We start from the raw sequence: 13,433 nt of genomic DNA on the forward strand, positions 1-13,433 counted from the left end.
CTGATCAGAGTCTTGCCGGCCGCCGAAGGTCAAGGGTCATCGGGAAATCTTCCGCCGGTTGTTCTTCACGGATCACATAGGCTGATGGCGTATGGCCGCGCGGTTCGAACCGGGCGAGCCGCCGAGCTTCCGCCTCGTTGCCATTGACCGGAAAGGTGTCGTAATTGCGCCCGCCGGGATGGGCGACATGGTAGACGCAGCCGCCGACCGCACGGCCCGACCAGCGGTCATAGATGTCGAAGACCAGTGGCGTGTTGACTGGCAGCGCCGGATGCAGGCCCGATGCCGGCTGCCAGGCCTTGAAGCGGACACCCGCCACCGCCACTTCGCGATTGTCAGTGACCTTCATCGGCACGATGCGGCCGTTGCAGACGACTGCGTGGCGCTCCGGGTTCAGCCCTTCGGTCTTGACCTGCAGCCGTTCGACCGAGGAATCGACGAAGCGCACGGTGCCGCCGATCGCGCCTTGCTCGCCCATCACATGCCACGGCTCCAGCGCCTGGCGCAGCTCCAGCTTGATGCCGGCGTGTTGAACCTCCCCGCAGAACGGGAAGCGGAACTCGAGCTGGGCGTCGAACCATTCGGGCCTGAATTCGAAACCGTTGAGCTTGAGGTCGTCGAGCACGTCGAGAAAATCGGCCCAGACATGATGCGGCAGCATGAAGCGGTCATGCAGCGACGTGCCCCAGCGCACGAAGCGGCCGTCGAGCGGGCCCTTCCACGCACGTGCGATGATGGCGCGCACCAAAAGTTGCTGCGCCAGCGACATGCGTGCATTGGGCGGCATCTCGAAGCCGCGGAATTCGACCAGCCCCAGCCGACCGGTCGGTCCGTCCGGCGAAAACAGCTTGTCGATGCAGATTTCCGAACGATGCGTATTGCCGGTGACGTCGGTCAACAAATTGCGGAACAGCCGGTCGACCAGCCATGGCAAGGGTGCGTTGCCCTGGTCTGGATGCGGCACCTGCGCCATCGCGATCTCAAGCTCGTAGAGCGAGTCGTGACGCGCTTCGTCAAAGCGTGGCGCCTGGCTGGTCGGCCCGATGAACAGGCCCGAGAACAGATAGGACAGCGACGGATGGCGCTGCCATTGCAGCACCAGGCTCTTCAACAGGTCCGGCCTTCGCAGGAACGGGCTGTCATTGGGTGTCGCACCGCCGACCACGACATGGTTGCCGCCGCCGGTGCCGGTGTGGCGCCCATCGATCATGAACTTGTCGGCGCCAAGCCGTGTCTGCCGCGCTTCCTCATAGATCGCCGTCGTCGTCGCCACGCAATCCTGCCAGTTGGAAGCAGGATGGATGTTGACCTCGATGACGCCGGGATCAGGCGCAACGCGGATGACGTTGAGGCGTGGATCGTGAGGCGGGCCGTAGCCCTCGATATGCACGGGAAGGCCGATCGCCTTTGCCGCGTTCTCGGCCGCCGCGACCAGTTCGAGATAGTCTTCCAGCGCCTCGACAGGCGGCATGAACACGCAGAGCCGCCCGTCGCGCGGTTCGACCGAAAGCGCGGTGCGCACAGCGCCGCCAATCTCGGTGATCTCCTGCTCGACCCGCTCCTGCTGGCCGGTCGCGGCGGTGAACGATGCCGCTTGCTGGCGGCGCGCCATCTCGTCGGCGCCTTCGAGTTCGGCTGGAGCCGGTCCGGCCAGTATGGCTTCACGCGCGGGCAGCGGGCCGCGTGGTAGCGACGGGTCGACCGGCACGATATAGGGGAATTGCTCCGGCGGCACATAGGGCAACGTGCCGAGCGGCAAACGGTAGCCGACCGGTGAATCGCCTGGCACCAGGAACAGGCGGCCACGCCGCGTCTTCCATTTTTCCGAGCGCCAGCGCGGATCCGATGCCTGGCTGTTCCAACGCTGGACGGGGAGCACATAGCCGGACGGTTTGGTCAGCCCGCGTTCAAACACTTTCGCCATGCGGCTGCGTTCTTCCGGATCCTCCAGCCTGGAGTTGGACGGATCGACATTCTCGGGCAGCTTGCCTTCCTTGAGCAGCCATTCGGCCGGATCCTCATAGGCTTCGCTGACCATGGCCTTGTCGATGCCGAGTTCGCCGGCAATCGCGGTGAGCAGGCTTTCGGCCTGCTTCGGGCCGATATCGGCCTCGCTTTTTTCGCGTGCGATCAGCGACGGATCGCTCCATACCGGCTGGCCGTCGGCACGCCAGTAGAGCGAAAAGGTCCAGCGCGGCAGGCTTTCGCCCGGATACCATTTGCCCTGGCCGTAATGGAGAAAGCCGCCGGGCGCGAAGCGCTCGCGCAGTTTACGGATCAGTTCGTCCGCCTTTTCGCGCTTGGTGGGACCGACGGCGGCGGTGTTCCATTCGGCCGACTCGAAATCGTCGATCGACACGAAAGTCGGCTCGCCGCCCATGGTCAGCCGCACGTCGCCGGCGGCAAGCGCTGCATCGACCTTGTTGCCCAGCGCGTCGAGCGCCCGCCAGCTTTCGTCCGAAAATGGCTTGGTGATGCGCGGATGCTCGGCGATGCGGTCGACCCGCATCTCGAAGCCGAATTCGACATTGGCGAAGCTCGCCACGCCGGAAATGGGAGCCGCGTTGCGGAAATGCGGTGTGGCGGCCAGCGGCACATGGCTTTCGCCGGTGAGCAGGCCCGAGGTCGGATCGAAGCCGATCCAGCCGGCGCCGGGAAGATAGACCTCGCACCAGGCATGCAGATCGGTGAAGTCGACGGCGGTTCCGGCTGGACCGTCGAGCGCCACAAGATCGGGCTTCAACTGGACCAGATAGCCGGAAACGAAGCGCGCGGCGATACCGAGATTGCGCAGGATCTGCACCAGCAGCCAGCTCGAATCCCGGCATGACCCCTTTTTTGCGGCCAAGGTCTCTTCCGGCGAGAACACCCCGGTTTCCATGCGCACGATATAGGCGATCTCGCGCTGCAGCCGCGCATTGAGGTCGACGAGAAAATTGACGGTATTCGTGGCGCTGCGGTCTATCGTCCCCAGCAAGGCCGAAAGCAGCGGTCCGGCCGGCTCCGGCGTGCGGTAGATCGCGAGATCGTCGCGTATCTCCTCCGGATATTCGAACGGAAACGCCTCCGCCGACGGCTCGACGAAGAAATCGAACGGATTGTAGACCGTCATGTCAGCGACGAGGTCGACCTCGATCTTCAACTCCGTCACCGGCTCCGGAAAGACGAAGCGGGCTAGGAAGTTGCCATAGGGGTCCTGCTGCAGATTGACGAAGTGGTTGGCCGGCTCGACCTTGAGCGAATGGCTCAGCACCTTGGTGCGGGAATGCGGCGCCGGCTGCAGCCGGATGATCTGGGGCCCGAGAACCACCGGCCGGTCGTATTTGTAGTGGGTCAGGTGGTAGACGGCTGCCAGAATTGCCATGGGGCCCCGGAATTCAGCGTTTCAAACGATTTCGCTGAACCCTGACACATCTGGCAACCATTCTCCAAGCAGAGATGTTGCGGTGCACCTAATTTAAGCAACGGTTGCCGGCTCAGAAAAACGCCTGTATCCCCGTCTGCGCCCTTCCCAGGATCAGCGCATGCACGTCATGCGTGCCTTCATAGGTGTTGACCGTCTCCAAGTTCTGCGCGTGGCGCATGACGTGGTAGCCGATCTGGATGCCGTTGCCGCCATGCATGTCGCGGGCCTGGCGCGCGATATCGAGCGCCTTGCCGCAATTGTTGCGCTTGACGATCGAGATCATTTCCGGCGCCATCTTGCCTTCATCCAGCAACCGCCCGACACGCAAGGATGCCTGCAATCCCAGCGCGATCTCGGTCTGCATGTCCGCAAGCTTCTTCTGGTAAAGCTGCGTGCCGGCCAACGGCTTGCCGAACTGCTTGCGGTCGAGACCGTATTGGCGGGCGCGGTGCCAGCAATCCTCGGCGGCGCCCATCGAGCCCCAGGAAATGCCGAAGCGAGCCCGGTTGAGGCATCCGAACGGTCCGCCGAGGCCTTTTGCGTTGGGCAGCAGCGCGTCCTCGCCGACCTCGACGCCTTCCATCACCACTTCGCCCGTGATCGACGCCCGCAGCGACAGCTTGCCGCCGATCTTCGGCGCCGAAAGGCCCTTCATGCCCTTTTCCAGCACGAAGCCACGGATCTCGTCCTTGCCGTTCTCGCCCTTCAGCTTCGCCCAGACGACGAACACATCGGCGACCGGCGCGTTGGAAATCCACATCTTCGAACCGGACAGCTTGTAGCCGTTGGCTGTCCTCTCGGCGCGTGTCTTCATGCCGCCCGGGTCGGAGCCGGCATCCGGCTCGGTCAGGCCGAAACAGCCGATCCACTCGCCGCTGGCAAGCTTGGGCAGGTACTTCTTGCGCTGCTCGTCCGAGCCATAGGCGTAGATCGGATACATCACCAGCGACGACTGCACTGACATCATCGAGCGATAACCCGAGTCAACACGTTCGACTTCCCGCGCGACCAGCCCGTAGGTCACATAGTTCGCGCCAAGCCCGCCGAATTCCTCGGGGATGTTGATGCCGAGCAGGCCGGCCTCGCCCATTTCGCGGAAGATCGCGGTGTCGAAGGTCTCGTTGAGGTAGGCGTCCTCGATCCGCGGCGCCAGTCTGTCGGCGGCGAAGGCCGCCGCACCGTCGCGCACCATGCGCTCGTCTTCCGAAAGCTGGCCCTCGATCAGGAACGGATCTTCCCAGACGAATGCGTTCTTGTCGGCGGCCATCGCGTTTCTCCCAAACAATGCATGTCGCTCAAAATGACGGCATGCATGAAGCAAAATCTTGGCCCGTTCTATCGGCCTGCGCCTCGAAAAAATCAAACGAAATTGATTCACCGATCAATGAGCATTAGGAATGGATCATGAGTGTCCAGCGCCGCCTTTTGCCCAACATAAGCGCCCTTGCCGCCTTCGAGGCTGTGGCCCGGCTGGGCAGTTTCACCGCTGCCGCCCAGGAGCTCGATCTGACCCAAGGCGCGGTCAGCCGGCAGATCAGATCGCTTGAAGATCAATTCGGCCGCCGGCTGTTCGAACGCGACAGCCGCAATGTCAGGCTGTCGACATCGGGCGAAATCTACGCCGAGGCGGTGCGTTCAGCACTTGGCCAGTTGCGTGACGCAGCCCTTGGATTGATGAGCAATCGGCATAGCGGCATCCTGAACCTTGCCATATTGCCGACCTTCGGCACGCGCTGGCTGATGCCGATGATCCCCGATTTCGTCGAAAACAATCCCGATATCACCATCAATTTCGTCACCCGCGTCGGTCGCTTCGACTTCGCCAGGGAGAGGCTGGATGCCGCCATCCACTATGGCCTGCCGGACTGGCCTGAGGCCGACTCCACACTGCTGGTGCGCGAAACGGTGGCGCCGGTGGTATCGCCCGAATTCCTCGCCGGCCGCGCCATCGCCACACCGGCCGATATCGGCCGCCTGCCGCTGCTGCATATGGCGACGCGCCCTGGCGCCTGGACGGAATGGTTCGAGCATCAGGGCCTGAGCGCGCCGACCGGGCCCGGTATGCAGTTCGAGCAGTTCGGCACCGCCGCCCAGGCCTGCATGGCGGGGCTCGGCGTGGCGCTGCTGCCGCTGATCCTCATTGCAGGCGAATTGCAGCGCGGCCAGTTGGTGCCGGCGCCAGGCCACCCCATGCAAAGCCGGAGCGCCTATTACCTCGTCGTCCCGCATGACAAGCGCGGCCATCCGCCAGTCGCCAGTTTTCGCGACTGGCTGCTGGGCCGGGTCGAGAAAGAGCCGGCCGTTCTGGCGTGGTAGCTACTTTCGCTTCAGCGCATCGGCCAGCGCAGCACCGAATGCGCCTTGCTGTGCCGGCCGCTCCGGCTGACGTTGCTGCGGCGTCGGCGAACGTGGTGCCGGCCTGCCGCCACCATTGTCGCGTGGCCCGCCACGCGGTGCGCCACCCTCGCCGCCATCCTTGCGCATGGAAAGGGCTATGCGCTTGCGCTTGATGTCGACATCGACGACCCGCACCTTGACCACGTCGCCGGCCTTCACGACCTCATGCGCGTCCTTGATGAACCGGTCGGCCAGTTGCGAGACATGCACCAGCCCGTCCTGATGCACTCCGATATCGACAAAGGCGCCGAAGGCGGCCACATTGGTGACCGTGCCTTCAAGCAGCATGCCGGGCTTCAGATCCTTGATGTCGTCGATGCCGTCGGCGAAGGTCGCCGTCTTGAAGCCTGGGCGCGGGTCGCGGCCGGGCTTTTCCAGCTCCGCCAGGATGTCGCGCACCGTCGGCAAGCCGAAACGCTCGTCGACGAAGACGCGCGGGTCGAGTGCCTTCAGCGCGGCACTATCGCCCATCAACGACCGCACATCGCGCCCGCAGGCGGCGACGATCTTCTTCGCCACGCCATAGGCCTCCGGATGCACCGACGAGGCATCGAGCGGCTCGCTGCCATTGGCAATGCGCAGGAAGCCGGCGGATTGTTCGAAGGCCCGAGGTCCGAGCCGCGGCACCTTGAGCAGATCCTTCCGGCTGGCGAAGGGGCCGGTCGCATCGCGATGCGCGACGATCGCGTCGGCCAGAGACGCGCCGAGACCTGAAACGCGCGCCAGCAGCGGCGCCGAGGCGGTGTTGAGATCGACGCCGACGGCGTTGACTGCGTCTTCCACCACCGCTTCCAGCGAGCGGCCAAGACGGTACTGGTCGACATCATGCTGGTACTGGCCGACGCCGATCGATTTGGGTTCGATCTTGACCAATTCGGCCAGCGGATCCTGCAGCCGCCGGGCAATCGACACAGCGCCGCGCAACGACACGTCGAGGCCAGGGAATTCCGCCGCCGCCGTCGCCGATGCCGAATAGACAGAGGCGCCGGCCTCGCTGACGATCACCTTCAGCGGCTTCGGCCCACCATCCGCCGGCATGTCGGACAGCATGTCCGCCACCAGCTTTTCTGTCTCGCGGCTGCCGGTGCCGTTGCCGATCGAAATCAGCTCGACCTTGTGCAGGCGGATGAGCTTGGCGAGTTCCGCCTGCGTGCCACGCACATCGTTCCTGGGCGGAAATGGATAGACCGTCGTTGTTGTCAGCACCTTGCCGGTGCCGTCGACCACCGCCACCTTGACGCCGGTGCGGATGCCGGGGTCGAGCCCCATCGTCGCGCGCGAGCCGGCGGGCGCCGCCAGCAGCAAATCCTTGAGGTTTCGGGCAAAGACGTGGATCGCTTCCTCTTCTGCCCGCTCGCGCAGGTCGCGCATCAGGTCGAGCGTCAGGTGCAGCGACAGTTTTATCCGCCAGGTCCAGCCGGCGACGTCCATCAGCCATCTGTCGCCCGGCAGGCTGCCGCCGATGGCATAGGCATTGGCGATCATCCGCTCGACCGGCTTCACCGGGGAGGTGTCATCGGCATCGACCTCGATGTCGAGCGACAGCACTTCCTCGTTGCGGCCGCGCAGCATCGCCAGCGCGCGATGGCTCGGCACATTTGCCCAGCGCTCGACATGGTCGAAATAATCGGAGAACTTCGCGCCGGCCTCCTGCTTGCCGTCGACCACCCCGGCGCGCATGAAGGCGCGCTCCTTCATGTAGCTGCGCAGTTTTCCGACCAGATCGGCATTCTCGGCGAATTGTTCCGACAGGATGTCGCGCGCCCCTTCGAGCGCCGCCTTGGTATCGGCCACCTCTTCGCTGACATAGGCCAGCGCCAGCTCGGCAGGCACCAGCGCGCGGTTCGCCAAGATGGCTTCGGCCAGCGGCCCCAGCCCGCGTTCCCTGGCGATCTCGGCCTTGGTGCGGCGCTTGGGCTTGTAGGGCAAATAGATATCTTCCAGCTCAGCCTTGGTGGTGGCGGCGACGATCTTGCCCTCGAGCTCCGCTGTCAGCTTGCCCTGTTCGCGAATGGAGCCAAGGATGGTGTCGCGGCGCGCATCGAGCTCGCGCAGATAGGCAAGCCGTTCGGCAAGGTCGCGCAATTGGGTGTCGTCCAGCCCGCCGGTGACCTCCTTGCGATAGCGCGCCACGAACGGCACCGTCGCGCCCTCGTCCAGCAGCCCGATCGCCGCGGCCGCCTGTTCGGGTCGGGCAGCGATCTCGGCCGCGATGATGGCTGCAATTCGCTTGATGTCGGATGCCATGTCGTTCCTGCTCTCATCCAAAGAGCGGCGACCATAGGCGCAGACGTCCGGTCCGCCAACCGCCGCGCTTTGATCAGCCCGGCGGGTCCACAGGAAAGCGTGCGCTAATGTGGCGACCCAGCCGCGTCTAAATCATCCGGCTCAGCGCCTCGAAGAAGGCGACGATCTCGACATCGAGTGGATCGTCGACCGGCTCCGGCTGTGACGACATCTTGGCGATCACCACTTCAGCCTTGGGATCGACATAAAGCCACTGGCCGTGAATGCCGATGCCACAATAGGCGCCGTTCGGCAAACCCGTCTGGTACCATTTGTTGCGATAGCGGCCGTTCGGGAACAGCAGCGCCATCGTGCCGCGCTGCCAGGCGTCCGCACTTCCGCCGGTGCTGATCGTGTCGCGCACCCAGGCTTCCGGCACGATGCGGCGGCCATTGGCTGTGCCGCCTTGCCGCATCATCTCACCGACACGCGCCAGATCGCGCGGCGTCACCGAAATGCCGCCGGCCGTGCGTGCCGTGCCCTCCATGTCGACGCCGATCGAGGCTTCGCTGATAGCGCCAAGCGGCAGCCACAATTTCTCGCGCATCAGGTCGGTGAACCGCTGGCCCGACGCGCGCTCGAGCAGCAGGCCGAGCAGGTCGGAATTCGGCGAGCGGTAGCGGAAGGTCTGGCCATGCGGCTCTGCAAGGCGTTGCAAGGTCAAAATGAATTCGCGCAGGCTCTCCGTGCCGCCGCCCGGATTCCACAGCGTGGCGCGACGATAGCGGGCGAAAGCGCTCTCCGGATCGAGATAGGCCTCCTCGAAATCGAGGCTGACGCTCATGTCGAGCACATGCCGCACGCTCGCATCGCCATAGGCAGAGCCGGCGGCTTCAGGGATGTAGGCCGTCACCGGCGCTTCCGGGTCGAACACTCCCTCGCCTTGCAATATGCCGGCAATGATGGCTGTCACCGACTTGCTGATCGAGAAGATGATGTGGCGGGCGCCGAAATCCATATGCGGGGCGAACCAGTCGCCGACGATCTTGCCGCCTTTCATCACCGTCAGTGCGTCGGTGCTCGAACGTGCGAGAAATTCAGCCACCGTCTCCGGTGTGCCGGCGATCACGACCTTTTCGCCGAGTAGGCCGCCCATATCGCGCACGGGGGTTTCGACAACGCCCGACGCCGCCGCCACGCGGGCGGTCGGCACCAGTTCGCCGAGATTCTGGAACGACCACCGGTTGAACGGGTTCTCGCGCCAGTTGGCGAGCACCACCTGGTTGCGCCGGAAGCCATAGCGGGTCTCGAACACGGTCTTGCCGGTCATGGCGTTTCCTTCCGGGTCGCTTCTTCTTTGTGGGGCTCAGCGAAGTGCCGTGGCGATAGCGTGCACGGCCTTCAGCGTCGCTATGGAATAGGCACCATTGGCGAAATCCGGCCAGGTCGAAAGCTTCACCACGACCATTCCGGTATTCCAGTCGATATGGATCATCTGACCGAACACGCCGCGGCACATCAGTGCGCGCGAGCGCGGGTCCTCGATCCAGAACTGGTTGCGATAGCTGCCCTCCGGCAGACTGGGGCTGAAGTCCGGCCCATGCCTGCCGTTGCGTGTTGCCTCGATCCAGTCGGCCGGCACGACGCTGCCACCATTGTCGAGGATCATCTGGCCGAAGCGGCCATAGTCGCGCAGCGTCGCGTTGAAGCCGCCATCCGCCACCGCATAGCCGGCGCTGTCGACCGTGAAGCAGGCGCTTTCATCAGCGCCGAGCTTTTGCCAGAGTTCTTCCGAAACCAGCTGCGGAAGCCGTTTGCCCGTCACCCGTTCCATGATGAAGGCAAGCACGTCGGTCTCGATCGAGCGGTATTCGAATTGGGCACCATGCGGGCGGATCGTTTCCTTCAAGCCCAGGATCAGCTCGAACATATGCGATGGCCAGCGAAAGGCCGGATCGCTGCCCGGCGGCACCGGCTTCCAGCCGGTGGCGACATCGACCTGGCCAATGTCCGAATAGCGGTCGGTGTACTCCTCGGAGAAGCGGACGCCGCTGGTCATGTCCAGCACATGCTGCACACTGGCGCCGGCCCAGCCGGTAACGCCGAGCTCCGGCAGGTAGTCCGTTACCGGTCTGGCCGGATCGATCAGGCCGCGCCCAACCAGTATGCCGAACACCGAACCGGTAAGGGACTTCGCCATCGACTGCGACAGATGCAGCGTGCGCTCATCCATGCCGTTGAAGTAGCGCTCATAGGCGACCTTGCCGTCCTTGAGCACCAGGAAGCCGTCAGTATAGGTCTCGTCGAGCAGCCCGGCGAGCGTCGTCGGCGCGCCTGTGCTGTCCTCGACCGTCAGCCCGTCGAGATCGGTCTCGGCGCGCTCGAACCGGTGGCGATGGCCATTGCCGCGCCAGACTTCGGCGGTCGGCAGAATTTCACGGATGTGCTGGAACGCCCAGCGGTTCCACGGCGGCCGGTCCCAGTCGAGCTTCGGCGGTACCATGGCGGGCGGCGAGCCCTGCATGATCGGCGGCCGCGGATCGGAATTGCGATAGGAGTCCATGACGGCCGAGTCCCTTGAACATAAAAACGGACCCGGCGGCGTGTGCCGCCGGGTCCGTCGAACCAAGTTTACTTCTGCAATTCGGTCCAGATCTTGGTGTAAAGTTCCTGGGTTTCCGGCGAGCACATCTGCTGCAGCTCGCCAAGGGGCTTGTCCGCGGCCGGAATGATGACTTCCGGCGCGTCCTTCATGTCGGCAGGCATGTACTTGTCCGAACCGGTGATGCCATTGGCGTAGCGGTGGAAGGCCGAGAGACCTGCCGCGTTTTCCGGATCCATGATGAAGTTCTGGAAAAGCTTGGCGTTCTCAACGTTCTTGGCTTCCTTCAGAACGACGACGTTATCGCTCCACAGGCCGAAGCCTTCTTTCGGATAGTTGTAGTGGATGGCCGGGTTGGCCAGCCGCTGGCGCAGCGCCGAGCCGTTCCAGTCGCTGGTCGCCTTGAAGTCGCCGGCGCCCATCTTCTCGATGGTGTTGTACTCCATCGCGATCCAGTTCGGCTTGGCCGCCACCAACAGGTCGCGCACCTTCTTCAGCACCGCCTTGTCGTCGGTGCATTGCTGGCCGCCGACATACTTGATCGCGGCGAACATCACATCGCCCATCTCCGGAACGACATTGACCTTGCCCTTGAGCTCGTCAGGCGTGTTGAAGATGATACCCCAGCTATCGGCCGGCCCCTTGTAGGCATCGGTGTTGACGACCACGCCGATCGTGCCCCACGCCCATGGAACACTGTATTTGCGACCCGGATCGAAATCGGGATTGGCCCATTCCGGCGCCACGTTCTTGAAGTTTTCCATCTTGCCAGGATCGGTCTCCTGGATGAGGCCTTCCTTGATCCAGATCGGCACGTAGGTCTGCGACGGCACCGCAATGTCGAAGCCGGTGCCTCCCTGGCGAACCTTGGCCAGCGCGGTGTCGTTGGAATCGTAGTCGGTGATGGTCACTTTGACGTTGTATTTGGCCTCGAACTTCTTGATCACGTCGGGGCTGGTGTAGTTGCCCCAATTGTAAATGTTGAGCACGCCGTCGGCGCGGGCCAGGCCCGTCGAGGCGAGCAACGCCAACCCCATGGCGGTTGCTGTTGTCTTCCAGTTCATGGTTTTAACTCCCATTTTTCGGTTCAGTCTCGTTTCCTGCTGACGAAGAAAAACAACGTGACGATCGCGACCGAAAGCAGCAGGAAGGCGGTCGATATCGCGTTGATCTCGGGTGTGATGCCGCGGCGGATCTGGCCGAGCATGTAGGTGGGCAGCGTGTCCTGGCCGCCTGATTTGACGAACTCGGTGATGACGACGTCGTCGAGCGAGATGACGAAGGCCAGCATCAGCCCGGCCAGGATGCCGGGCCACAGAAGCGGCAGCGTGATGCGCCGGAAAGCTTTCCAGGGCGTCGCGTAGAGGTCGGCTGCGGCACGCTCCAGCGTCAGGTCCATATTCTCAAGCCGCGCCCGGATCGGCAAATAGGCAAAGGGAATGCAGAACGCCGTGTGCGCGGCGACCAGATAGCCGATGCCGGAATAGCCGGTGAAGATCTTGATGCGCGAGAAGAAGATCAGCAGCGCCACGCCGGTGACGATCTCGGGCACCATCAGCGGCTGGTTGATCGCCGCATATTTGAAGGTGAGGCCGGGATAGGGCGCGGTGCGGGTGGTGGCGAGCGCCGCCATGGTGGCAAAGATCGTGGAGAGCACTGCCGCGATGGAGCCAATTTGGAAGGAACGCAGCGTGGCATCGACGACCTGCGTGTTCTGCCATGCCGACTGGAACCATTTCAGCGAAAAGCCGCCCCATTCGGAGGTCGAGCTCGCCGCGTTGAAGGCATAGATGACCAGCACGATGATCGGCAGATACAGCACGATAAAGCAGGTCGCGGCGATCGCGGTGAATCCTGGCTGGTGCTTGATGGAAAAGTTCTTAGCCATGACGCGCCCCCGATCTTCCGGCATTGCGCACATAGGCAAGCAGCGCCACCATGACGATGATCATGACGGCGATCGACAGCGCCGAGCCGAGTGGCCAGTTGCGACCCTGCCCGAACTGCAATTCGATCAGGTTGGACAGCATCATGTTCTTGCCGCCGCCAAGAACGCTCGGTGTCACATAGGCGCCAAGTGCTGGAATGAAGACCAGTATGGAGCCGGCGATGACGCCCGGCTTGACCAGCGGAAAGATGATCCGCCGCAGCACCTGGAAGCGCGACGCGTAAAGGTCGTACCCCGCCTCGACCAACCGGAAATCGAGCTTTTCCATGCTGGCATAGATCGGCAGCACCATCAGTGGCAGGTAGACATAGGCCATGCCGATCAGGATCGCCGTGTCGGTGTAGAGTATCTGGATGGGAGCCGAGATGATGCCGAGCTTGAGCAGGATCGTGTTGACGATGCCTTCGTTGCGGATGATCTGCAGCACCGCGAAGGTGCGGATCAAAAGGTTGGTCCAGAACGGAATGGTAATCAGGAACAGCCAGAGATCGCGGGTCTTTTCGCTGCGCGTCGCCATGAAATAGGCGGTCGGGAAACCAAGCACCAAAGTGGCGATCGTCGTCACCACCGAGAGCTTGATCGAGCGCAGGAAGATGGTGACGTGGGCGGCGGCGATCGAAAGCGTGTCGTCGAAGATATCGCGTTCCAGAAACACCGATGTCCAGGCTTCCGGCGAGAACTGCCACTTCACGTCGCCATAGGAGCCTGGCGTCAGGAACGAGTAGACGAGCACGATCAGCAAGGGGCCGGTCGCGGCGAGGAAAATGACCAGCAGCGCTGGCGCTGACAAAAGCCAGCGGTCACGGACATCGCGCCGCTCCGCTGCCTTGGCGACTTCTTCCGCGGTCGCCATC

Annotated in this window: 9 protein-coding genes; 1 reads left to right on the plus strand and 8 read right to left on the minus strand. The window is 63.5% G+C overall.

What is annotated here, in order from left to right; translation table 11 throughout:
* Positions 1-4: 4 nt before the first annotated feature.
* Together EOA13_RS05575 and EOA13_RS05580 are read right to left on the minus strand one after the other, a co-directional pair.
* Entirely contained in the window at positions 5-3,364 is a 3,360-nt protein-coding gene (locus tag EOA13_RS05575) for a transglutaminase family protein (RefSeq protein ID WP_127290356.1), read from the minus strand.
* 112 nt (positions 3,365-3,476) lie between these two features.
* Positions 3,477-4,673, minus strand: a complete 1,197-nt coding sequence (locus EOA13_RS05580; protein WP_127290358.1) for an acyl-CoA dehydrogenase — start codon at positions 4,671-4,673, stop codon at positions 3,477-3,479.
* 137 nt (positions 4,674-4,810) lie between these two features.
* Here EOA13_RS05580 and EOA13_RS05585 point away from each other — a divergent pair, with 137 nt between their 5' ends.
* A complete protein-coding gene (locus EOA13_RS05585; RefSeq protein WP_127290360.1) occupies positions 4,811-5,722 on the plus strand; it encodes a LysR family transcriptional regulator in 912 nt (303 codons plus the stop codon).
* Here the strand turns inward: EOA13_RS05585 and EOA13_RS05590 are convergent, their stop codons facing one another.
* The 6 genes from EOA13_RS05590 to EOA13_RS05615 all read right to left on the minus strand — a co-directional run bounded on the left by EOA13_RS05590 (position 5,723) and on the right by EOA13_RS05615 (position 13,432).
* A complete protein-coding gene (locus EOA13_RS05590; RefSeq protein WP_127290362.1) occupies positions 5,723-8,050 on the minus strand; it encodes a Tex family protein in 2,328 nt (775 codons plus the stop codon).
* A 127-nt stretch (positions 8,051-8,177) separates the two neighbouring features.
* A complete protein-coding gene (locus tag EOA13_RS05595) occupies positions 8,178-9,359 on the minus strand; it encodes a serine hydrolase (RefSeq protein ID WP_127290364.1) in 1,182 nt (393 codons plus the stop codon).
* A 36-nt stretch (positions 9,360-9,395) separates the two neighbouring features.
* A complete protein-coding gene (locus tag EOA13_RS05600; RefSeq protein WP_127290366.1) occupies positions 9,396-10,592 on the minus strand; it encodes a serine hydrolase in 1,197 nt (398 codons plus the stop codon).
* A gap of 68 nt (positions 10,593-10,660) precedes the next feature.
* Positions 10,661-11,695, minus strand: coding sequence for an extracellular solute-binding protein (locus tag EOA13_RS05605; protein ID WP_127290368.1), 1,035 nt, complete (start codon positions 11,693-11,695; stop codon positions 10,661-10,663).
* A 23-nt stretch (positions 11,696-11,718) separates the two neighbouring features.
* Positions 11,719-12,519, minus strand: coding sequence for an ABC transporter permease (locus tag EOA13_RS05610; protein ID WP_023809983.1), 801 nt, complete (start codon positions 12,517-12,519; stop codon positions 11,719-11,721).
* On the minus strand, positions 12,512-13,432 hold the full coding sequence (locus EOA13_RS05615; protein ID WP_127290370.1) for an ABC transporter permease: 921 nt from the start codon (positions 13,430-13,432) through the stop codon (positions 12,512-12,514). Before EOA13_RS05615 ends, EOA13_RS05610 begins: the two co-directional genes overlap by 8 nt.
* Position 13,433 lies beyond the last annotated feature (1 nt).

This window comes from Mesorhizobium sp. M7A.F.Ca.US.011.01.1.1, assembly GCF_003998295.1.
In the GTDB taxonomy this organism is placed as follows: Bacteria; Pseudomonadota; Alphaproteobacteria; order Rhizobiales; family Rhizobiaceae; genus Mesorhizobium.